18 protein-coding genes, 1 tRNA gene and 1 pseudogene are annotated in these 21,234 nt (G+C 72.9%); 12 read left to right on the top strand and 8 right to left on the bottom strand.

Features of this window, described 5'->3' with window-relative positions; genetic code table 11:
- The first annotated feature begins 256 nt into the window (after nt 1-256).
- Together ACQP10_RS29260 and ACQP10_RS29265 are read left to right on the top strand one after the other, a co-directional pair.
- Complete coding sequence (locus ACQP10_RS29260) at nt 257-907, top strand: response regulator (protein WP_179824037.1); 651 nt, start codon at nt 257-259, stop codon at nt 905-907.
- Between the two features lie 106 nt (nt 908-1,013).
- Entirely contained in the window at nt 1,014-1,730 is a 717-nt protein-coding gene (locus ACQP10_RS29265) for a DUF4328 domain-containing protein (RefSeq protein ID WP_346019570.1), read from the top strand.
- On the opposite strand, the gene ACQP10_RS29270 is transcribed toward ACQP10_RS29265, so the two are convergent.
- Nucleotides 1,670-1,936, bottom strand: coding sequence for a DUF6504 family protein (locus ACQP10_RS29270; protein WP_346019569.1), 267 nt, complete (start codon nt 1,934-1,936; stop codon nt 1,670-1,672). The two genes, ACQP10_RS29265 and ACQP10_RS29270, sit on opposite strands and share 61 nt — an antisense overlap.
- Nucleotides 1,937-2,157: 221 nt before the next feature.
- On the opposite strand from ACQP10_RS29270, the gene ACQP10_RS29275 reads away from it, so the two are divergent.
- The 4 genes from ACQP10_RS29275 (at nt 2,158) to ACQP10_RS29290 (ending at nt 7,185) form a co-directional block, all read left to right on the top strand.
- Nucleotides 2,158-4,071, top strand: coding sequence for a protein kinase domain-containing protein (locus ACQP10_RS29275; RefSeq protein WP_433540084.1), 1,914 nt, complete (start codon nt 2,158-2,160; stop codon nt 4,069-4,071).
- A 129-nt stretch (nt 4,072-4,200) separates the two neighbouring features.
- Nucleotides 4,201-5,160, top strand: coding sequence for a quinone oxidoreductase family protein (locus ACQP10_RS29280; RefSeq protein WP_346019567.1), 960 nt, complete (start codon nt 4,201-4,203; stop codon nt 5,158-5,160).
- A gap of 139 nt (nt 5,161-5,299) precedes the next feature.
- Nucleotides 5,300-6,133, top strand: coding sequence for a patatin-like phospholipase family protein (locus tag ACQP10_RS29285; RefSeq protein ID WP_346019566.1), 834 nt, complete (start codon nt 5,300-5,302; stop codon nt 6,131-6,133).
- A 17-nt stretch (nt 6,134-6,150) separates the two neighbouring features.
- Complete coding sequence (locus tag ACQP10_RS29290) at nt 6,151-7,185, top strand: 1-acyl-sn-glycerol-3-phosphate acyltransferase (RefSeq protein ID WP_399500059.1); 1,035 nt, start codon at nt 6,151-6,153, stop codon at nt 7,183-7,185.
- Nucleotides 7,186-7,191: 6 nt separating this feature from the next.
- On the opposite strand, the gene ACQP10_RS29295 is transcribed toward ACQP10_RS29290, so the two are convergent.
- From ACQP10_RS29295 to ACQP10_RS29315, 5 genes and pseudogenes are all read right to left on the bottom strand, one after another.
- Nucleotides 7,192-9,771: an NACHT domain-containing protein gene (locus tag ACQP10_RS29295; protein ID WP_399500295.1), complete on the bottom strand. Its 2,580-nt coding sequence runs from the start codon at nt 9,769-9,771 to the stop codon at nt 7,192-7,194.
- A gap of 255 nt (nt 9,772-10,026) precedes the next feature.
- Nucleotides 10,027-10,659 (bottom strand): annotated as a pseudogene (locus ACQP10_RS29300) (hypothetical protein); the annotation flags it as partial.
- 114 nt (nt 10,660-10,773) lie between these two features.
- On the bottom strand, nt 10,774-12,264 hold the full coding sequence (locus ACQP10_RS29305; RefSeq protein ID WP_346019563.1) for a cobyric acid synthase: 1,491 nt from the start codon (nt 12,262-12,264) through the stop codon (nt 10,774-10,776).
- 139 nt (nt 12,265-12,403) lie between these two features.
- Nucleotides 12,404-13,384, bottom strand: coding sequence for a cobalamin biosynthesis protein (locus tag ACQP10_RS29310; protein WP_346019562.1), 981 nt, complete (start codon nt 13,382-13,384; stop codon nt 12,404-12,406).
- Nucleotides 13,385-13,550: 166 nt separating this feature from the next.
- On the bottom strand, nt 13,551-14,351 hold the full coding sequence (locus ACQP10_RS29315) for a phosphotransferase (RefSeq protein WP_399500060.1): 801 nt from the start codon (nt 14,349-14,351) through the stop codon (nt 13,551-13,553).
- A gap of 219 nt (nt 14,352-14,570) precedes the next feature.
- Between ACQP10_RS29315 and ACQP10_RS29320 the strand changes: the two genes are divergently transcribed.
- The 3 genes from ACQP10_RS29320 (at nt 14,571) to ACQP10_RS29330 (ending at nt 16,060) form a co-directional block, all read left to right on the top strand.
- A tRNA-Arg gene (locus ACQP10_RS29320) sits at nt 14,571-14,647 on the top strand.
- Between the two features lie 243 nt (nt 14,648-14,890).
- Nucleotides 14,891-15,487, top strand: coding sequence for a DUF6348 family protein (locus tag ACQP10_RS29325; RefSeq protein WP_433540085.1), 597 nt, complete (start codon nt 14,891-14,893; stop codon nt 15,485-15,487).
- A 333-nt stretch (nt 15,488-15,820) separates the two neighbouring features.
- Nucleotides 15,821-16,060, top strand: a complete 240-nt coding sequence (locus tag ACQP10_RS29330) for a hypothetical protein (protein ID WP_346019559.1) — start codon at nt 15,821-15,823, stop codon at nt 16,058-16,060.
- Between the two features lie 338 nt (nt 16,061-16,398).
- Here the strand turns inward: ACQP10_RS29330 and ACQP10_RS29335 are convergent, their stop codons facing one another.
- Nucleotides 16,399-16,884: a hypothetical protein gene (locus ACQP10_RS29335; RefSeq protein ID WP_433540086.1), complete on the bottom strand. Its 486-nt coding sequence runs from the start codon at nt 16,882-16,884 to the stop codon at nt 16,399-16,401.
- Nucleotides 16,885-17,099: 215 nt separating this feature from the next.
- Nucleotides 17,100-17,525, bottom strand: coding sequence for a DUF4259 domain-containing protein (locus ACQP10_RS29340; RefSeq protein ID WP_346019557.1), 426 nt, complete (start codon nt 17,523-17,525; stop codon nt 17,100-17,102).
- Nucleotides 17,526-17,868: 343 nt separating this feature from the next.
- On the opposite strand from ACQP10_RS29340, the gene ACQP10_RS29345 reads away from it, so the two are divergent.
- From ACQP10_RS29345 to ACQP10_RS29355, 3 genes are all read left to right on the top strand, one after another.
- Nucleotides 17,869-18,612 (top strand): SDR family oxidoreductase, encoded by a 744-nt coding sequence (locus ACQP10_RS29345; RefSeq protein ID WP_390000265.1) that lies wholly within the window; start codon nt 17,869-17,871, stop codon nt 18,610-18,612.
- 206 nt (nt 18,613-18,818) lie between these two features.
- The gene (locus ACQP10_RS29350) at nt 18,819-19,994 is read left to right on the top strand and encodes a low temperature requirement protein A (protein ID WP_399500063.1); all 1,176 of its coding nucleotides are present in this window, start codon (nt 18,819-18,821) and stop codon (nt 19,992-19,994) included.
- 756 nt (nt 19,995-20,750) lie between these two features.
- The gene (locus tag ACQP10_RS29355; RefSeq protein ID WP_433540087.1) at nt 20,751-21,182 is read left to right on the top strand and encodes a hypothetical protein; all 432 of its coding nucleotides are present in this window, start codon (nt 20,751-20,753) and stop codon (nt 21,180-21,182) included.
- Nucleotides 21,183-21,234: the final 52 nt, after the last annotated feature.

Here is a 21,234-nt window from a genome sequence, read left to right on the forward strand (position 1 = left end):
GCGCCCGGGGCCCGCCGCGGATCGGCCGGGAGTCCGATCCGCTGCCGCCTGCCTCGGCCGAAAGTCGGGGTCCGCGGGCTCCGTGAGCCGATGTCCGGGAACCGGTGTCCGGGAGCCGATGTCCGGGGACCGACCGCGCGGGTTCCGGGAACCGGCGTCCAGGGGCCGGCGTCCAGGGGCCGGCGTCCGGGGGCCGGCGTCCGGAGTGTCCGGTGCGGGGGTCCGACCCTCCGGTACGGCTGGCAGAATCCTTCGGGTGACGATTCGGGTGCTCATCGCTGACGATCAGGAACTGGTGCGGACCGGGTTCAAAATGATCCTGGACGCCCAGCAGGACATGGAGGTCGTGGCGACCGCCGCGAACGGCGCCGAGGCGATCGAGCACGCGCGCAGACTGCGGCCGGACGTGTGCCTGCTCGACATCCGGATGCCCCTGCTGGACGGCCTGGAGGCCACCCGCGCCCTGGCCGGGCCCGGCGTCGCCGACCCGATGCGGGTGGTCATCGTCACGACGTTCGACCTGGACGAGTACGTCTACGGGGCGCTGCGGGCCGGGGCGACCGGGTTCCTGCTCAAGGACAGCGGGCCGACGCTGCTGATCGAGGCGATCCGGGCGGCGGCGGCCGGGGACGCCCTGGTGTCGCCGTCGGTCACCGTACGGCTGCTCTCGCACCTGGCCCGGCCCAGGTCGGACGGCGGACGCCCGCCCGCCGAGCCGCTCACCGAGCGCGAGATGGACGTCGTCCGCCTGGTGGCCCGGGGGCGGACCAACCAGGAGGTGGCCGCGGAGCTGTTCGTCTCGCTGTCGACGGTCAAGACGCACCTGGGCAGCATCCAGGCGAAGCTCGGGGCCAGGAACCGGGTGGAGATCGCGGCCTGGGCCTGGGAGTCGGGCGTGGTCGGCTGACGGAGGGCGCCACGGAAGCGGGTCTGACCTGCGGCGGGCGATTGGCGAAGAGCCCGGCTGGATAGGAAGAGGGCAGACACCCCATCGCATGCCGGGGGAGATGACCATGCGCTCTGTCCCGCTGGCGCCGAGGAGGCCCGCCGTGGCCGTCTACGCGCTCCTCGCCGCCCAGGTGCTCGCGGTCGCCTGCCTGACCGCGTTCGAGGAGACGCGCGGGCGGTGGCTGGCCCGCCGGCTCGCGGCGCTCGGCGGCGACCACCACGCTCCCTCGGCGCAGGCCGTCACCGGGGCCGCCAGCGTCTTCGCCCTGTTGCTGATCCTCGTGGTGGCGACCACGGTCGCGGCGGCCGTCGCCTACCTGTCGTGGCTGGTGCGGGCCCGGCGGAGCGTCGTCCCCTCCCGGTCGCCGGTGGCCCCGGTGCTGGCGGCGTGGCTCGTGCCGGTGGTCAACCTCGTCGCCCCGCCGCTGATGCTGCACCGGCTGTGGCGGGACTCCCGCCCGGCGGGCGGCGGGGGCGGCCACTGGCCGGTGCTGCTCGCCGCCTGGTGGCTGAGCTGGCTGACCCTGTCGGCCGTGGTCACCGTACGGCTGCTCGCCGGGGGCGGGGACGATGCGGGCCTGACCGGTCTCGGCCCGGCCGAGCTGGCCGGGGTCGCCGCCTGCGCCGCGCTGTGCGCCGCGACCGTCCGGGAGGTCACCCGGGCGCAGGACCCGGACGCCCGGCGCCGCCGCCTCATGGGGGCACGGGCCGGGGCGGGGCGTCAGTCCCAGGCCCTGATCAGCAACCAGCCCTCGGCGGCGGTGTCGAAGCGGAGCTCGTAGGTGCCGATCCGGTCGCCGGAATCGGCCTCGACCCGCCAGAAACGGCGCTCCCCGGGGTCGCTGTCGGAGATCTTCCACCACTCCCGGGCGACCACCCAGTGGTCGAGCACCCGCCGGACGGTGTGGAGCCGGTCGCGCCAGACGAACCGGGCCGGCAGCCCGTCATGGGTCCACACGTCGATCGGGTCACCGTACAGTCTGCTCAAGGCGCTCTTCTCCCGCGGCCGTCGAACGATCACCCGGGGGAAGGCGGGCCTGGGTGTCGAACATACGTTCTTATCGTACGGAGCGCAAGCCGCGGGTCGCCACAACTGCCGATCATCGTGAGGATCTCGATATTGTGATCCACCCAACGGATGGCATGCGGTTAGGTATGACGGTGAACAACCTCGGATCCGGCGATTCCCCTCACATCGGCCGTTATCGCGTGCTTCGCCCGCTGGGCCGGGGCGGAATGGGCACGGTCTACCTCGGCGAGTCGCCCGAGGGGGGGCAGGTCGCCATCAAGGTGATCAACCCGGAGTACAGCCGCCACGAGCAGTTCAGGATGCGCTTCCGCAGGGAGGCCGAGGCCGCCCAGCGGGTCCGCCGGTTCTGCACGGCCGCCGTGATCGAGGCCGACCTGGACGGCGACCAGCTCTACGTCGTCACCGAGTACGTGGCCGGCCCCAACCTGGAGGAGACCGTACGGACGCAGGGGCCGCTGCTCGGCTCCAGCCTGGACGCGCTGGCGGTCGGCGTGGCGACCGCGCTCACCTCGATCCACGGCGCCGGGATCGTGCACCGCGACCTCAAGCCTTCCAACGTGCTGCTCTCCTCCGTCGGCCCCCGGGTGATCGACTTCGGCATCGCCCGGGCGCTGGACACCCTCAGCGGGATCACCGGGACCGGCGAGATCATCGGAACCCCCCGCTACATGGCGCCGGAGGTGCTGCGCGGCGAACGCGTCTCCCCCGCCTGCGACGTGTTCTCCTGGGGGTGCCTGGTGGCCTTCGCCGCCAGCGGCCGGCCGCCGTTCGGCGGGGACTCGCTGCCCTCGGTGATGTACCAGGTGCTGAACACCGATCCCGCGCTGGAGGGCATGGAGCCCGCGCTGCGCGACCTGGTGGCCCGCGCCCTGACCAAGGACCCGGAGCACCGGCCCACCGCCCAGCAGATCCTCGACCATCTCATCGGCCGCTCGGCCGGGCCGGAGCAGGCCGCCCGCTCGGTCCGGACGGTCTGGCAGCAGGATCCGCAGGTCACGGCACCGGGAGCCCCTCGGGACCACGCGGGCTCGCCGACCTCCCCGTGGAACGGCCCCGGGGACGGCCCCGCTCCGGCGCGGACCGCGCAGCGGCCGGAGGGCGCCCAGCAGCCGGTCACGCGGCAGTGGCCGGAGGGCGCACCGCAGCCCACCGCGCCATGGCCCGGGGCCACCGCGCAACCGACCACGCCGTGGCAGGGAGGCGCTCCGCAACCGACCGCGCCGTGGCAGGGGGCCGCCGCGCAGGAGACGCGCGCCGGCCGGCCGGGCGGGGCCGCTCCGGCGGACCCGGCCGCCCCGCCCGCGGCACGCGGCGGCCGGACGGGCGGGCGGTTCCGCCTGGCCGTCGCGGCGACGGCGGCCCTCGTCGTGGCGGGTGGGGTGGGCCTGTACCTCCTGCTGTCCCCGAGCGGCCCGCCGGACGACCTGCCCCTGCTCTACCAGGACGACTTCACCCAGAGCACCAACTGGTACAGCTCCGACTACGACCCGCCCCTGCGCAAGTGGGGCTACTCCCACGAGGGCTACTTCGCCATCGACGTCGACGGCGAGGACTCCTCCCACCGGGTGGACGCGCCCATCCCGTTCGTGACCGCGCCGCCGGCCACCCCCGTCCCCTCGGCCAGTCCCACCCCCGTCGTCCCGACACGGCTGCTCGTCGGCGTGGACATCAAGATCCGCGGCGGCTCCGGTTCCGGCGAGTACGGCGTGTTCTGCCGCGGCGACAAGGACATCACCAACGCGACCCGGTACGAGTTCCTGCTCGACACCTCGGGCAAGGCCCGTATCCGCAAGGCCGTCGACAACGCCGGAGGAGAGCTCGCCGCGCCCGCCGAGGTGGACCTGGCGAAGGGCGAGACCGCCCGCGTCCAGGCCGAGTGCGCCGACGAGGGCGAGAGCGGCGTGCGGCTGACCATGTGGGTCAACGGCAAGCGGGTGCAGACCGCCCGCGACGGCACCCCGCTGCCCAACGGCTCGGTCGGCGTGTTCGCCCGGGTCGCCGAGAAGGGCCGCGCCACGCTCAGGACGTCGTTCGACAACTTCACCCTGAACGGCCCGCTCCCGCCCAAGGACTCCGCCGGGAAGGGTGAGTGACCCCGCGGGGCTCCGGCGGCTCCGCCCGGACGACCTGATCGCGACCCGGTGACTCGGCCGGGAAGGGTGAGTGATCCCGCGGAGTTGGGGACGACAGGATCACAGACCGAACCCGAGGAGTCGAGCACGATGCATGCCATAGTCGTCCGTGCCACCGGCGGCCCTGAGGCCCTGACCTACACCGAGCACCCCGACCCCGTGCCCAACCCCGGGGAGGCGCTGGTCGACGTCGCCGCCGCGGGCGTGAACTTCATCGACGTCTACCACCGGATGGGCCGCTACCCCCTCTCCCTGCCGTTCGTCCTCGGCGGCGAGGGCGCGGGCACGGTCACCGCGGTCGGCGAGGACGTCGAGGGCGTCTCGGCCGGTGACACCGTGGCGTGGTCCAACGTGATGGGGAGTTACGCCGAGAAGGTCGCGGTGCCGGTCTCCCGGCTGGTCCGGGTGCCCGAGGGGGTCTCCGCCGAGGTCGCGGCGGCCGTCACCCTGCAGGGGCTGACCGCGCACTACCTGACCCACTCGGTCTACGAGGTCAAGCCCGGCGACGACGTGCTCGTGCACGCCGCGGCCGGGGGCGTGGGCCTGCTGCTCGTCCAGATGGCCAAGCTGCGCGGCGCCCGGGTGATCGGGACGGTCTCCACCGAGGAGAAGGAGAAGCTGGCCCGTCAGGCGGGCGCCGACGAGGTGCTCCGCTACGAGGGCTTCTCCGAGGCGGTCCGCGACCTGACCGGCTCCGGCGTTCACGTGGTCTACGACGGCGTCGGCGCGGCCACCTTCGATGGCAGCCTCGCCGCGCTGCGCCCGCGCGGCATGATGGCCCTGTACGGCCAGTCCAGCGGTCCGGTCCCGCCGCTCGACCCGCAGGTCCTCAACCAGCGCGGGTCCCTCTTCCTGACCCGGCCCTCCCTCGCCCACTACGTCGCCACCCGCGAGGAGCTCACCTGGCGGGCCTCGGACCTGTTCGACTGGGTGGCCTCCGGGAAGCTGAAGGTGCACATCTCCGGCCGCTACCCCCTCGCCGAGGCGGCCAGGGCCCACGAGGACCTGGAGGCCCGCCGCACCACCGGCAAGCTCCTGCTGCTCCCCTGAGCCCCCGCCGCGCGGCCGGTCTCGGGGCCGAACACGGATCCACAGGCCCGGAGGGGAACCCACGACCGGAGTCCGTCCCGGCGGTCAGGCGCCGCCGGGACCGCCGCGTGGGGCGCGCGCCGGGTCTATCGTGTGGGGCATGAACGTGGACACGGCGTTCGTGCTGGGCGGCGGAGGGGTGCTCGGCGCGCACGAGGTCGGCATGCTGCGGGCGCTGGACGAGGCGGGCGTCAAGCCCGACGTGGTCGTCGGCACCTCCGTCGGCGCGCTGAACGGCGTCATGCTCGCCGCCGACCCCGCCGCGGCCGTCGCCCGGCTGACCTCCCTGTGGGAGTCGGAGGCGGTCCGCACCGCCTTCGGCGGATCGTGGATGACCCGCCTGTCCACCCTCGCCAGGAGCGGCACCCACCTGCACTCCGCCGCGCCGCTGCGCGGCCTGCTGGCCGGGATGCTCCCCGTGACCCGCATCGAGGACCTGGCCGTGCCGTTCCAGTGCGTGGCCGCCTGCGTCGAGCGGGCCACCGCCCACTGGTTCACCGAGGGACCGATCCTCGATGCGGTCCTCGCCTCCTGCGCCGTCCCCGGGCTGCTGCCGCCGGTCCGCATCGGCGGCGACCACTTCCTCGACGGCGGGCTGGTCCACAGCATCCCGGTGGGCCGCGCCGTCGCCCTCGGCGCGCGCCGCGTCTACGTCCTGCACGTCGGCCGGATAGAACGGCCCCTGGTCGCCCCGCGCCGGCCGTGGGAGGTCGGCCTGACCGCCTTCGAGATCGCCCGCCGGCACCGCTTCACCGAGGAGATGACCGCGCTGCCCGACGGCGTGGAGGTGCACGTCATGCCCGCCGGCACCGAGGCCAGGCCCGGTGTGGACCTCTCCCAGCTGCGCTACCGCGATTCATCGCGCATATCTGGGTACATCGAGCGTGCGTACCGGGCGTCGTCGGAGTATCTCGCCCGGCGGTCGTCCGCCTGAGCGAAAAGGAGGGGCCGGTGCTCCCTCCCCGCATCGTCCGCCGACTGGTCCTCGCGCCCCTGGTGGTGGTGCTCGCCGTGGCCGCGCTGGTCACGCTCCCGGTCTGGCTGCTGGTGGTCGCCGCGGCCTCGCTGCGCCTGCCGCCCCCGCAGCGGCGGGGCACCCGCCTGGTGTGGTTCGCGGTGGCGTGGCTGACGCTGGAGACGATGGCGCTGCTGGCCTGCTTCGGCATCTGGGTGGTCTCCGGGTTCGGCGGGCGGCTCAGCCGCGACGAGTACGAGGACCGCCACTACGCCCTGATCAAATGGTTCCTGGGCCGGGTGTACGGCGCGGCCGAGCGGATCTTCGGCCTGCGCGTCCTCATGGAGGCGCCCCCGCCCACCCCGGGCGAGCTGTCCCGGCGCCTGACCCGCCCGGTCATCGTGCTCGCCCGGCACGCCGGCCCCGGCGACTCCGTCCTACTGGTGCACCACCTGCTCAGCGTGTACGGCAGGCGTCCCAGGATCGTGATGAAGGCGGCCCTGCGGCTCGACCCGTCCCTGGACGTGCTGACCGGCCGGGTGCCCAGCGCCTTCGTCCCCCGTGGCTCCGGGGCGGGCGGCGTCGTCGCCGAGATCCGCCGACTGGCCGCCGGCATGGACCCCGACGACGCCCTGGTGATCTTCCCGGAGGGCGGGAACTTCACCCCCAGGCGGCGGGCGAGGGCCATCCGGCGCCTGGAGAACAAGGGCCTGGCCGAGGAGGCCGCCCGCGCCCGCCGCCTCACGCATCTGCTCCCCCCGCACCCCGGCGGGGCCTTCGCCGCCATCGACGCCTGCCCCGCCGCCGACGTGGTGTTCGTCGCCCACACCGGCCTGGACGACCTGGTCACCCTCGGCGACCTCTGGACCAAGCTACCCACGCACGCGGAGGTGCGGGCGACGTGGTGGCGGGTCGACGCGGACGACGTCCCCCGCGACCGCGAGGAGCAGGTCCATTGGCTCTACGACAACTGGGCGCGGATCGACGCCTGGATCACCGCGAACCACCGGGCGCCGACGGCCGGGGCGTGAGGCCGGTCATCGGGTCCCCGGCACGCGCGTGACCTTCGCGGTCGGGTGGAGCAGATGGACGTTGCGGAGCTCCTGGTCCGAGCCGGCCGTTATCCGCAGCCCCGGCCTGCCCGCGAGCGGTGCCAGGTCGAGCACGGGAGCCGTCCCGCTCAGGGTGAGTTCGTGCAGGGCCTCCAGATCCGCGAGCGGGGAGAGGTCCGCCACCCGCCGCGACCCCCGGAGGTGGAGGTAACGGAGTTGTGGAAGGTCCGCCAGCGGACCGAGATCGGCGACCTCGGACTCTTCGAGCACCAGCGCTTCGAGACCGCGCCGGCGGGCCAGCGGCGTCAGATCCGTCACGTCCCGGCAGCGGGTCAGTTCGAGCGAGTAGAGGTCCAGGGTGTCCAGCGCGGCCAGGTCGCCGAGGGAGCCGATGTCGCTGAGGCCGAGGGAGCGCAGCCCCGGGGCGTGCTCGGCGACGGCGGCGAGACCCCCGCGGATGTCCGCTCCATCGAGGGCGAGCATCTCCAGGCGGGGGAGATCCGCCAGGAACGCGACGTCCTTCAGGTGGCGCGCTCCACGGAGCGTCAGGTCATCGAGCGCGGTGTGCCGGGTGACCGGACCGAAGTCCCGGACCGAACCCAGGTCGCCGAGCAGGAGCGTGCCGAGCCGGGGGAGCCCGTCGAGGAACGCGAGGCTCCCCGCGAAGTCGAAATTCTCCAGGAGCAGGTTCCGCAGCTCGGACAGGCGGGTCAGGCAGCCCAGGTCGCTCCGGCGGCGCGACGCCATCCCGACGTACAGCACCGTCAGCGTCGGCTGGGACGCGAGGTCGTCCAGGTCGACGTCGCCCACGGAGAACAGGTAGAGCCAGCGCAGCGGCGGTGCGGACCGGACGAACCGCAGGTCTTCCGAGACCCGGCAGCTCACGATCAGCTTCCTCAGGTTCTCCAGGTGCCGGAGGCCGCCCAGCATGCGCGGGTTCTTGACGCCGAGGATCTCGGGGAGGACCGCGTCCGCCAGGACCCGGGCGGCGTACTCGTCGTGGTCGAAGTACTCCCACCCGGTCACGAGTTCCCGCTGGACCGCCTCGCGGGGATCCCCCGCGTACCCGGCGAGCCTGCGCAGCCCCTCCTCCCCGTTGACCAGCCAGCAGGTCCGCACCGTCGCCACCGCCCGCGCCTTCGGCAGGCCTCGCACGTCGTCGGGGAGGCGGCGCAGTACCTCCTCCCCGGCGAGCGCGAGCGTCCTCGCCTCGGCCTCGTTGCGCGGCGGGATCACCGCGGCGAGGCAGCCCTCCAGGCGGTCGCGCAGGTCGGCGGGGAGTTCCTGGATCGTCTCCAGGCAGCCGGCGACCAGCAGCCGCAGCCGCCTGCCGTACCGGTCCTCGGCGTCGATCCGGTCGAGCAGCCCGCGCAGCAGGTCCCGCCGCACGGGCGCGTTGGCGTGCCCGGCGGCCATCACCACCGTCTCGCGCCACTGGTCCAGGTGCGCGCGTTCCACCAGGGGTTCCACGTCGGCGTCGTCGGCGGCCTGCTTGGCGGCGAGATACTCCTGCACGGTCCGGTGCACGAAGTCGATCCGGCCCGGCACCGGCTCCCGGATCACCCCGCTGCGCTGGAGCAGGTGGTCGAGGACGGCCTCGGCGGTCGCCTTCACCCGGGGCATGGTCCGGATCTTCTCCTCGACCCGTCGCAGCGCCGTCGTCCTCGCGAGTTCCGAGCGGCCCCACACGGCGAGCTGCCAGGCGAGGTCCTGCAGGATGCGGATCTTCTGCTCGGCTTCGAGGGCGACCTCGGCGGTGATGCCGCGCTCGGCGTCCCGGCGTTCCAGCAGCAGCTCCAGCGCCGCCGCGTACAGGCCCATCCGGTTGCGCGGCAGCTGCTTGCCGCGGTCGAGGTTCAGCGCGCACAGCATCGCCGCGAGCAGCGGCGTCGCGGCGAGCGCCCGCAGGTGCGGGCCGCTCTCGAACCGGGCCAGCAGCGCGCCCTCGTACTCGTCCAGCCGCTCCGGCGGACAGGGCAGGCTCGGTGACCCGCGCATCGCCGCGTGCCACTGCCGTACCAGCTCCCGCAGGTCGGACGGGGTCATCGGCTCCAGCGTCACCGAGGAGAAGCCCTCCTCGGTCAGCCAGCGGGCGTCGGCGGCCGCGGGGCGGGAGGTGACGACGGTCCGGGTGCCGGGGTAGGCGGCCAGCAGGTCGGCGAGCCACCTGCGGACCGCGGGGCGGTGCCGTACGGCCAGCTCGTCCACCCCGTCGACGAGCAGCAGCGCCCGTCCGGCGTCGAGCACCCGGTGCGCCCACCCGGCGGGCATCCGACCGGCCACCGGACCGGCGACGTCCGCGAGGAGGTCCTCGGGAGCGGGCAGGTCGCCGGAGGGGTGGCTGCGGAGCTTGACGACGAACGGGACGGAGCCGTTCCAGGGCTCCAGGTCGCCGGAGAAGCCGCCGCGCGCCGCGGTCACCGACAGCCAGCGCAGCAGCGTGCTCTTGCCGGACCCGGCGTCGCCGCGCAGGAGGGTGCGCCGGGACCGGCCGAGGGCGCTCTCGACACGCAGGGTCGCCGGTTCCGCCTCGGCGGCCGTCCCGGCCAGCTCGGCGAGGCGCATCCGCTCCGGGACGCGGCGGCGCGCCTTCGCCTCCGCCGAGACGCCGAGGCTGATGTAGGCGACGCTCAGGGTGGCGCGGGGCCGGTAGTTCTCCACGCGGACGCCGAACAGCTCGACCTCGTCGAGGGTGCGGCTGAGGTGTTCGAGGTAGCGGCGCTCGAACTCCGCGTCGTCCTGGGTGCCGCAGGGCGCCTCCAGGGAGCGGGCGGGCAGCCGGGCCAGCGCCGCCGAGACGTGCTGCCCGAGGGCGGCGATCCGCTCCTCGACGGACGACAGGCGGCCGAGGACCTCGGTGGCGGTCCGCGGCAGGTACTGCGGGAGCTGCTGGATGATCCGGACGAGGCAGTCGAGGCACTCGTCCAGCAGCACGTCGTACAGCCGTCCCCCGGCCTCGCCGAGCTGCCGCGCCGGGTCGGACAGCCCGGCGCGGACGGCCTTGGCGAGCTTGATCGGGTCCATGTCGGCCGCCAGGACGGCGCCGTCGGTCAGGTCGGCGGCCTTCAGGGTCGCCAGCACCTCGTGCAGGACCGCCGCCCGATCACCCTCGGTGAGCCCGCCGTACTCCCGTTCGACGAGCGCCGCCAGCCGCCGCTCCACCCCGTCGGCGATGGCCTCCAGCTGCCGTTCGAGGCTGCGCCGGACGAACCGGTCGGGGAACCCGCTGCGGATCAGCGTCGCGAGGTCCGCCTTCCGCTCCGCCCCGTCCGCCCGCGCGGCCAGCCCCTCCCGTACGGCGCGCTCGGCGACGGCCTTTCCCGCCGCGGCGACGACGGCTTCCAGTCCCGGCATCCCGCTCCTCGGCAACGCTGTGCAGTTCGCGTACCAGGATCGCGCGAAATGCCGGGATCCGCAGGGGTCCACGGAGATCTCCGGCGAAAATCCGATCATCGCCGGGCTGCCGGCGCGGGGTGCCGGCCCACGCGGGACCGCGACCCGGCACGCGTGACCGGTCCGCCTCTGACCCGCCCGCCGGGTCCGGTCCCGGCGCTCGCGGCGGAGCCGTCACGGCGCTCCCCGGACACCGCCCGGCGGCAGGACCGGCAGTCCCTCCGGGGCTCCGTGTTCCAGGAGCCGGAGCAGGGCGCCGGTGTCCAGATGGTGTTCGACCAGGTCGCCCAGGGCGTCCAGCCGTTCCTCGCGCAGCGCGGCGAAGGAGACGTCCGGGGCGGGCACGAAGTCGCGGCCGGTCACCGCCGCCACGTCGGCCAGGAACGCCCGGCGGAAGCCGTCGTTCTCCAGGGCGCCGTGCCAGGTGGTGCCCCAGACGGCGCCCGAGCGGCAGCCGTCGAGGAACGGCTCGCCGCCCTCGGCCGTCACGACCCCGTGGTGGATCTCGTAGGCCGTGACGGGGCAGCCGTACGCCGCGCCGACCGGCCGGCCCAGCGTCTTGTCCGGGGCGAACACCACCGTCGCGGGCAGCAGGCCCAGCCCCTCCACCCGGCCGGCGCCGGACTCGACGTCGTCGTGGATGGTCCGGGCGAGCATCTGGTAGCCGCCGCAGATGCCCAGCACGGCCCGGCCGGGCAGCGCGGCGGCCAGGCCGGTCGCGCGCAGCCAGGCCAGGTCGGAGACCGTGGCGCGGGAGCCGGGCAGCACCACCAGGTCGGCGTCGTCCAGCTCGGCCGGGGAGGTCACGAAGCGGACCGTCACCCCGGGCTCGGCGGCCAGGGCGTCGACGTCGGTGAAGTTGGAGACGCGCGGCAGCCTGACCACCGCGACGCGCAGGGTCTGCCGGCCGTACGGCGCACGCGTCCCGATCGCGGGACGGTTGTCCAGGGCGAGGGAGTCCTCGGCGTCCAGCCACGCGCCCTCCAGCCACGGCAGCACGCCGTAGACCTCCCGGCCGGTCAGCTCCCTGATCATGCCGAGGGCCGGTTCGAGGAGCTCGCGGGCCCCGCGGAACTTGTTGACCACGAACCCGGCGATCAGCGCCTGGTCGGCGGGCTCCAGCAGGGCCACCGTCCCGTACATCGCGGCGAAGACCCCGCCGCGGTCGATGTCGCCGACCACGACGACCGGCAGGCCGGCGGCGCGGGCCAGGCCCATGTTGGCGATGTCGCCCTCGCGCAGGTTGATCTCCGCCGGACTGCCCGCGCCCTCGCAGACCACGACGTCGTAACGGGCGCGCAGCCGTTCCAGCGCGTCGACGGCGACCGTGCGGAGGTGGTCCTTGAGGTCCCGGTACTCCATCGCGTCGACGTCGGTCAGCGGCCGTCCCATGACCACGACCTGGCTGCGCCGGTCGCTGCCCGGCTTGAGGAGGATCGGATTCATGTCGGCCGCCGGCTCCAGGCCGCACGCGGCGGCCTGCATCGCCTGCGCGCGGCCGATCTCGGCGCCGTCGGCGGTGACGAAGGAGTTGAGCGACATGTTCTGCGCCTTGTACGGCGCGACCTTGACCCCCTGGCGGGCCAGCCAGCGGCAGACACCGGCGGTGACGACGCTCTTGCCCGCGTCGGAGGTGGTCCCGGCGACCAGCAACGCGCCCTTCACCCGCACACCTTTCCGTCTCTTCCGTCCGTTTCCGCCCGGACCACCCTGCTCGTCGTCCGGCCGCCGCCCGTCGTCCGGCCGCCGCTCATGATCCGACCGCAGTCCGTCGCCCGATCGCCGCCCGTCGTCCGATCACCGCTCATCGTCCGATCGCCGCCCGGCTCGCGGGCCGTCCCTTCGCCGGTCCGGTACGGCGGGCGAGCAGCGCGGCGGCGGCCAGGCCCGCGGCGGCGAGGTTCACCACCCGTGCCAGCCGTACGGACCTGCGGATGTCCGCGACCGACGGCTTGGCGCCGTCGCCCATCTCCGGGCGATGTTCCACGCGTTCGCCGTAGACGTTCACGCCGCCGAGCGTGAGGTCCAGCGCCCCGGCGAAGGCCGCCTCGCACCGGCCCGCGTTGGGGCTCGGGTGGCGGTGGCCGTCCCGGCGCAGCACGGCCGCCGCCCGCCGGGCCGAGCCGCCGGCCAGCGGGGCGGCGAGGACCGTCAGCAGCCCGGTGATCCGGGCCGGGACGTAGTTGGCCACGTCGTCGAGCCGGGCCGCGGCCCAGCCGAACCGCTCGTAGCGCGCGTCGCGGTGGCCCACCATCGCGTCGAGGGTGTTGACCGCCCGGTAGGCCAGCAGACCCGGGATCCCGGCGACCGCGCCCCAGAACAGCGGCGCCACGACGGCGTCGGAGGTGTTCTCCGCGATCGACTCGACGGTGGCCCGGGCCAGCCCGGACTCCTCCAGCCGGGACGGGTCGCGCCCGCACAGGTGCGGCAGCCGCCGCCGGGCCCCGGCGAGGTCGCCGGACTCCAGCAGCCCGGCCATGGCGGCGCCCTCGCGTCCCAGGGTGGTGCCGCCCAGCACCGCCCAGGTCGCCGCCGCGGCCAGCGCGCCCCGGACCCGCGGGTCCGGTGTCCGGGCCGCGGCCAGCCCGAGCAGCGCCACCGGGCCCACGCAGGCGGCGACGTAGCGGATCCCGGCGGGGCGGGCGTCACCGTACAGACGCCTCTCCAGCGCGGCGGCGGCCCGGCCGAACAGCGCCACCGGGTGACCGCGTCGAGGGTCGGCGAGCAGCGCGTCGAGGGCGACCCCGGCGAGCACGCCGAACGCCTCGGCCCGGCCGGGCCGCACAGGACCGGATATCCGGGAGAGCGCGCGTCCGGGGAACCGGCCGGAAACCCGTCCGGGGGTCCCGCTTCCGGAGAGGGTCCGGCTTTCGGAGAAGGTCCGGCGTAGGGCGCCGCCGAGTGTTTCCGGGACGGGGCGGCGGCCGAGGGTTCCCGGGGCGGTGCGACGGTCAGAGAAGATGGGCATCGAGTTCGTCCTGATGGGTGTCGAGCCAGGCGAGGGCCCGGCGGATGCGCTCCCCCGCGCCCGACTCCCACATGCGGGCCCAGCCGCCGCCGGCGGTGACGGCCCGGGTCCGCATGACGTGGTAGGAGCGGCCGAAGCGCAGGCGGGCGAGGTCGAGCAGGCGGCGGCGGTCACGGGAGGCCAGGCCGTACGCGTCGCAGAACAGCCGCAGCCGGGGGCCGACCTGCAGGGAACGCTGGAGCGGCTCCAGGTCCAGCGGGTCGGCGAGCGGAGCCCAGTGCCGCAGGGTCGTCACCACGTCGAACAGCCGGGTCGTCGGCCGGGCCAGGTCGAAGTCGATCAGCGCCGCGGGCAGGCCGTCGCGGAAGATCACGTTGTCGAGGTTGACGTCGCAGTGCCCGACCAGCTCCGGGGCCGCGTCGTCGTTGGACCCGGCCTCCCACACGGCGCGCGGTGGCGGGGTGAAGCCCGCCGCCGCGTCGTGGAAGCGGCGCAGCAGGACCGCCAGGGCGGCCAGCGCCTCGTCGGTGAGCGCGTAACCGGGCAGCGGCCTGGGAGCGGAGCCGCCCTCGACGTAGGAGAGGATCTCCCGGCCCCGCTCGTCCGTTCCCAGCGCCCGGGGCGCGCCGTCGAATCCGGCGGCCTCCAGGTGCCGCAGCAGCGCGTGGACCGCGGGCGTGGACGGCCGGGAGGGCCTGCGGACGGTCTCACCGACCCGGACCACCCCGTAGGTCACGTCACCGCCCAGCAAGGGGATCTCCTCGTGGGCCGTGACAGCGAACATGGCATACGAGGGTAGACCCGCCCGCGGGCGGGCGGGAACGCGCTCGTGCGAACCCACCCGGCCGCCCGGCCCCCGCAGGGTTCCGCCTTTCCGGGGCCGCCGTCGCCCGGATGGCGCTTACCGCACCGGGCGGTTCGAGGATCCCCTACAGTGATCCTCACAACACAGCCTGATAACTGATGCGTGACCGCTTCCTGAATCATGCACAATTAGGCGGGAGCGCCCTTAGCTCAGCTGGATAGAGCACCGGACTTCTAATCCGACGGTCGCAGGTTCGAATCCTGCAGGGCGCGCCACCAGGACCAGGTCATCTGCACTCTGACCTGGTCTTTCTCATGTTCCGGGGTGGACGCCCCCATGCAGTCGGAGGCAGCCGTGAGCAGCCACGCGCCACCGGCCGCGGAACATACACGGAATGCTCTACAGCCCGTTCCCTCAGGGCGGCGAGCGGATCCGGAGTGACGAAGGACGGATCCCGTCCCCCTGCCGAAAGGGTCCTGGGAGACCGAGGCCCTTGATCCGATCCGACACCGCATTCCGTGATCACACTGCCGGCGCCACCCCTTCGGTATCCGCCTCCCACTACCCGCCGATGCACTCGACGTAGGCCCGCAACATCGCGTTCGAGCCCTACCCGGCCCGAGGACACCACGATCAGCGACTGCGTCGCGGGATACGGCGGCACCCCCGAAGAGGCCGTGGACCGCGCGATCCAGCTCTGGCTCGGCACCACCGGCAGCGCTCTCCTCGAACTTCTCAGCCAGGACGGCTCCTTCGCCGGGCACTTCGCCTCCGATGCGCCCGACGGGTTCCCCGGCTGGCATGCCATCCACGGCGGTGTCATCGGATGGGGTACCGGCGACGACTTTCTGGCCGTCCAGCACTGGGCGGTGGACAACCCGCTTCTGTCCCGCCTGGCCCCGGTGCTGGAGGGCACGTTCGATCGCGACCACCTGATCGGTATCAAGGCGTTCTTCGGCGGCGGCAAGGACACCGAGACCGCCGAGATCCGGGTCAACGGCGTCCGCCACGAGGCGGCCTCGGAGAGGCTGGCCGATCTGGACTGGCCCCGGCCGGCCGAAGGCCTGTCCTACGCTCGGACGTTCCTGTTGCTCGTGCACGACGAGACCAGGTGAGAGCGAGACACCGCGATTCTCGAAAGATCCACGCCCCGGAAAAGCCAACGGAACGGGTGGAATACCCCACGGCTCATTTCGCAGCCGGACAAGCGGTTCTGGAGCGCTGAAGGCAGACTCCGCACCCGGACCAAAGGACCCCGGGGAGACCGAGGCCCTTGGTCCGGCGCTCGGCCACACGCTGCGTGTGCGGCCTGGGGACCGTCCTCGCGCGCGGCCGTGCCCGGGCCGCGCGCAATAGCAGTGTTGACAAACGTTTTTAGGTCGATGCTCTTCACTGCGATCGAAATACAGTCTGTCGCGTGATCCAGACGCCCCGTACGATCGGTCCCCATGCGCCCGATGTTTCTTTTCATCGTCCTTGGATCACTGGCCTTCGTCATGAGCGGTTGCTACGTGACCGGCCAGCACAGCCGCGCTGACGGCAAAGGCATGACGTTCGCCCTGATCGGTATCGGCTTCATGATCGCCTCGCTAGCCGCGACACTTGCCGAGCGCAACGATCAAAAGCAGGTCTCCCCGGCCAGGGCAAAGCCCCGGGACGACCGCGAAGCCAAAGAACCTGGCTCGTGAGCAGCGGCTGATTGGACATGTCCGATCGGCCACTCGTCTCTTCCAGAGAGTACATGAGAGCCGAATTTCAGCTGGGCGCTCCGGCTCCGGGGTGATCGCAGCGTCGATGCCCGAGCCGTAGGTGGAGCCGGATGCATCGGTCCACCTGGAACCGATCGGGACGGGCAGGAGCGAAGCCGCTAACGCGGTTCGGGCGAGGTGTCGGCACCGTACCTGCTGCGCGCCCGTCAGGAGGGTCACCAGGGGAACCACGGGGATTCACGGGCAAGGCGAGACCGCTCCTGGCCTGGAACACGGCAAGTGGCGGTGTCGCGCGCCGCGATCTTCCAAACCGGTCGTCACGAACAGCCTTGGCCGTTCTCTGTTCGGAGAAGGTCAGCCAGCCAATTCGACAGCGGCCGACTCCCTTGCCGCTGAGCGACGTCTTCGCCCTCGATGTAGACGAGAAGCGGAGGGTCGTCACCATCGTCGGTCATGACAAACTCGAACATATAGCCCTGCCATGTCGACACCACCAGGGCGCCAGGCGGCAGTTCGTACGAGGTGGGCATGCCGGCCACGATGGCTCTCGCCTCAGCGGAATTTTCGAAGACCTCGGGCATATAAGCGATGCCGCCTCGCTTATGGAATATCGGGTCGCGTCCCGGGCCGCGGCCGTACTGCCGAAGCCAGTCCTCATAGACATGAGGCATATGGCTGAGGCCGTGAGCCTGAAGGATGACACTGATATCCGCGTCGGTGCATCCTTCCCAGGCCGGCATGCCCACGATGGTATGCACAGGGCGCGACGGCTTACCACGGGACATACGCGGGATGATCTTCATCCCACTCACCGTGCCATAGCCCACGGCCGCAGGCCACCGCATTACGGAGCCACCGACGGCCGATCCACTTCTAACCCGACGGTTGCAGAGTCGAATCCTGCAGGGCACGCCACCGAGACCAGGTCTTCCGCATTCCGACCTGGTCTTTCGCAGGTGACCGGTCGCCCCCTCCCCCGCCGCACAGCCTCCGCGAGCGGCGTTCGCCGGGGGACCCCTCAGCCGGAGGTTCCCCGCGCGAGGGCGGCGCGCAAAGGCTCGATCTCCGCCAGGAACGAGCGGCCGTCATCAGCCTCCTCCCACAACTCCCAGAGCTCGGAATCCTGGCCGAGAACACGGTCCAGCGCACGCAGCGCGAGCGGCACGAGGTCGTCGGAAAGGCCGATCCCGCCGCCCTCCCGCAGGAAGTCCGGCGCGTACGCCGAAGTGACCGGCGGGCCACCGCAGCACTCGGCCGCGACGATGGCCGCCGCCGCCACCGCCGCCGACCCTTCGTCCACCTCCAGATAGTCCACGGACTCCGCGGCACCGAGCAGCGCCTGCCGGACCACGCCCGCCCGGTCCTCCGGACCGGCATCACCCAGCTCCCCGCACCAGTCCGCCGCCGAGTCGTTGTCGAAAGGACCGCTGTCCCAAGCACCCACGCCGCTCACTCCTCACCCGAAGGATCACATGCCAACGAGGCGTCAACGTACAGGCCGGGACCGACATCTCCGGCGGGGACGTTTCGGCTCCGGGGCGACCGCCGGGGACGTGCCCGCCGTCATCGGCCGGCGAACGGCGGCGGCGAGGGCATGCTGATCTCGTCGCCATCGACCCCGGACGGCGAGCGGACCAGGGGGCCAGGAGAACAGGTCGTTCGTCCGGCGGGAACCTGTCACGGATCGGGGGATCATCCGGTCTCAGGAGGCGAGCGGGTCCTTGGCGTTCGGGTCCGAGGGGGAGGCGGCGCGTGCCGTCGTGTGCGAGAACCGGGAAGGTCATGAAATGAAGATCGCTGTCATCGGCGGGACCGGCCTCATCGGATCCAGGGTGGTCGGGATCCTGAACGCGGGCGGGCACGAGGCGGTGCCGCACTCGACGTCCACCGGGGTGGACCTGCTCAGCGGGCGGGGCCTGCCCGGGGCGCTGGCGGGCGCCGACGTCGTCGTCAACCTGACGAAGCCGCGGGCCTTCGACGACGCCTCGCCCGCCTTCTTCCGGAGGACCATGGACAACCTGCTGGCCGCCGCCGATGCGGCGGGCGTCGGACACGCGGTCATCCTGTCGATCGTGGGCGCCGACCTGGTGCCCGATCTGGTCTTCTACCGCGCGAAGGTGCTGCAGGAGGACATCCTCAGGGCCGGGCCCGTGCCGTACTCGATCGTGCGTTCCACGCAGTTCTTCGAGTTCGTCGACACGGTGCTGTCCTGGACCTCCGACGAGCGCACCGTGCGCCTGCCCGCCACTCTCCTGCAGCCCGTGGCCGCGGACGACGTCGCCCGGGCCGTGGCCGACGTCAGCGTGGGCGTTCCGCTGCGGGGTACCCTGGACGTCGCCGGCCCCGAGGTCTTCGCCCTCGACGAGCTGGGCCGGATCACCCTCGCCGCCCGCGGTGACCACCGCGCCGTCGTCACCGACGACCGCGCCGGCATGTACGCCGCCGCCTCGGGCGACGCCCTCGTCGCCAAGGAGGGCGCCGTCATCGCCGGGACCACCTATCGGCAGTGGCTCGCGCGTCGCGCCGGATGATCCACCGGGGCTTCCGCGCCGGGTGAGCGCCGCGGCGCGCCCGACGCGGGTTCCGCGCGTTCCCCGGCGGCGAGCGTGCGATCCCGGTGCCGCGCCGTCACAGAGCGGAACGCCGCCCTGTCTATCTTCAGGATGACCGTACGTTGCGAAACGACAGGAGCAGGACCTTGCCCCCAGGAGGCACCACGATCCGGATCCGGACCCGGATGAGCGCCCGTGCCGTCGACGAGCCGCACCGCGTTTCGAGCCCGCTGGAGCTGCTGTTCGATCTGACCTTCGTGGTCGCGGTCGCGGCCGCCACCGCGCAGTTCGCGCACGGCATCGCCGGTGGTCACGGCCTGGCCGGGCTGGTGCCGTTCCTTCAGGTGTTCTTCGCGATCTGGTGGGCGTGGATGAACTTCACGTGGTTCGCCTCGTCCTACGACACCGACGACGTCGCCTACCGGCTGCTGACCATGGTGCAGATGGCCGGTGTGCTGGTCCTCGCCGCCGGCGTGCCCGCCGCGGCGGGCCACTCCGACTACGGGGTCATCACGCTGGGCTATTTCCTCATGAGGATCGGGCTCGTCGTCCAGTGGCTGCGGGCCGGTCGCGAGGATCCGGAGGGGCGCCGTACCGCGTTCCGCTACGCCGGCGGCATCACCTTACTGCAGGTGGGCTGGCTGTCGCGGCTCGCTCTCGTGGAGACGGGAGCGCTGCCCCCGTCCCTGGGCCTGCCGTCCTTCGTCCTCCTGGCCGCCCTGGAGATCGCGGTGCCGTGGTGGGCGGAGCGGGCCGGGTCCACCAGCTGGCACCCGCATCACATCGCCGAACGCTACGGCCTGTTCACGATCATCCTGCTCGGTGAGAGCGTCCTGGCCGCGAGCAGGGGGGTCGAAGGGGCGCTGGAGGCGGGCGAAGTCGGCGGGCGCCTCGTCGTGATCGCCGTCGCCGGTCTCCTCCTGCTGTTCGCTCTCTGGTGGCTGTACTTCCTCGGTCCGGCGGGGGACGGTCTCAGCGACCACCGCCGGCGGTCCTACCTGTGGGGGTACGGCCACTACGGCATCTTCGCGGCCCTGGCGGCCCTCGGCGCCGGGCTCGAAGTGGCGGTGGAGCGGAGCGGGCACGACGTCGCGGTGTCGCCGGTGGCGCTCGGCTACGCGGTCGCCGCCCCGGTGGGTGTGTACCTCGCCCTGCTGTGGGCGGTGAACGCGCTGGTCGGCGCCGCACCCGCCCTCTTTCCCGCCACGGTTCCGGGGTGCGTCGTCGTCCTGGCGCTGCCGCTCGCGGCGCCCTGGATCGGCGTGGCCGCCGTGGTCGGAGCGATCGCGGCCGTCTGCGTTCTGCTGGTCGCCGTCACGATCTGGACGGCGAACGCCGGAGCCCGCGCCGGAGCCCGGTGAGGTGACCGTCCTCCGCCGTACGGGGGCGAACGGGCGGCAAAGGTTCCGCTCGCCACCGATGACGCGTCATCGGCCCGGCGGTGACGGCCGGACGGTCTGGATTCTGTTCTTCGAGTGACCTCGGGGCGGGAACCGGAACCGGTTCCCGCCCCCTTCGCTTCCGGTGCTCTCGCCGCCTTCAGCGCGCGGTGGTGAGCGGAAACAATCCCGTCCGCCGTGGACGGCGGCGGCGGTTCGAAGAACATCGCGGTCACAAGCTCGTCGGCGCCGAACGAAGACCGTTGCGGCGCCATGAAACTTTCATTCACCGACAAATCCGCGGCAGAGCCGTCATTTGTATCGTTCCATCGGGTTTCCGCAGCTCACCGCCTGGCTCGATGTCCGCCGGCACGGCTTTCCGGGGGCGTTCCCAGGGCTCCGGCGCACCGTCCGGCCCGGACCGGGTGGATTTTCAGCGCGCGGCCTTGCCAACCCGAAAGGGCCGCCCTATCTTTCACTGGAAAGCGCTTTCCTACACAAAGGCCGCCCCGACGGAGGCGACCTTCGCACCGCGGCGGGAGCACGGTCGCGGCGGCCCCGCGGCCGGCACCGGCGCCCCGCGGAGCCGGGCCGCTGCTGAACCACCGCCCCCGTCCACATCGAAAAACCGCTCGCATCCCCTGCCCGGCGACGGGTCGCCGACGTCAACGGTCCGCCGGAACACCCCGGACATGGAGCGGCGCCACCTGGAACCCAACAACGAAAGGGACGTCGATCATGAGGCGACCAGTCGCGCTGCGACTCTGTGCGGCGCTGGCCACGACGGCCGTTGCGGCCGCGACCGGCACGATCCTGTCGTTACCCGGCGCGTCGGCGGCGGCCGGCGGCGCCACCGGTTACGCGACCCAGAACGGCGGGACCACCGGTGGCGCGGGCGGGCAGACGGTACGGGCCACCACGGGGACCGCGATCCACCAGGCCCTGTGCAGCCGGGCCGGCAGCAGCACCCCGATCACCATCGAGGTCGAGGGAATCATCAACCACGCCAACACCGCCAAGGTGTCGGGCGGCAGCTGCAACACCGCCGACGGCGTGATCGAGCTCAAGCAGATCAGCAACGTCACGATCATCGGGGTCGGCGGCGGAGCCGTCTTCGACCAGGTGGGCATCCACATCCGCGAGGCCGGCAACATCATCATCCAGAACTGACGGTCCGGAACGTCAAGAAGTCGGGCTCGCCCACGTCCAACGGCGGCGACGC

It is taken from the genome of Streptosporangium sandarakinum (assembly GCF_050942225.1).
Lineage (GTDB): Bacteria > Actinomycetota > Actinomycetes > Streptosporangiales > Streptosporangiaceae > Streptosporangium > Streptosporangium nondiastaticum.

What these genes read in the sequence shown, in the direction of transcription:
- ACQP10_RS29335 (WP_433540086.1), bottom strand. Translation starts at nt 16,884, where the DNA reads ATGAAGATCATCCCGCGTATGTCCCGTGGTAAGCCGTCGCGCCCTGTG.
- ACQP10_RS29345 (WP_390000265.1), top strand. Translation starts at nt 17,869, where the DNA reads ATGAAGATCGCTGTCATCGGCGGGACCGGCCTCATCGGATCCAGGGTG.
- ACQP10_RS29295 (WP_399500295.1), bottom strand. Translation starts at nt 9,771, where the DNA reads ATGCGCCTCGCCGAGCTGGCCGGGACGGCCGCCGAGGCGGAACCGGCG.
- ACQP10_RS29265 (WP_346019570.1), top strand. Translation starts at nt 1,014, where the DNA reads ATGCGCTCTGTCCCGCTGGCGCCGAGGAGGCCCGCCGTGGCCGTCTAC.
- ACQP10_RS29350 (WP_399500063.1), top strand. Translation starts at nt 18,819, where the DNA reads ATGAGCGCCCGTGCCGTCGACGAGCCGCACCGCGTTTCGAGCCCGCTG.
- ACQP10_RS29330 (WP_346019559.1), top strand. Translation starts at nt 15,821, where the DNA reads ATGCGCCCGATGTTTCTTTTCATCGTCCTTGGATCACTGGCCTTCGTC.
- ACQP10_RS29355 (WP_433540087.1), top strand. Translation starts at nt 20,751, where the DNA reads ATGAGGCGACCAGTCGCGCTGCGACTCTGTGCGGCGCTGGCCACGACG.
- ACQP10_RS29315 (WP_399500060.1), bottom strand. Translation starts at nt 14,351, where the DNA reads ATGTTCGCTGTCACGGCCCACGAGGAGATCCCCTTGCTGGGCGGTGAC.
- ACQP10_RS29280 (WP_346019567.1), top strand. Translation starts at nt 4,201, where the DNA reads ATGCATGCCATAGTCGTCCGTGCCACCGGCGGCCCTGAGGCCCTGACC.
- ACQP10_RS29285 (WP_346019566.1), top strand. Translation starts at nt 5,300, where the DNA reads ATGAACGTGGACACGGCGTTCGTGCTGGGCGGCGGAGGGGTGCTCGGC.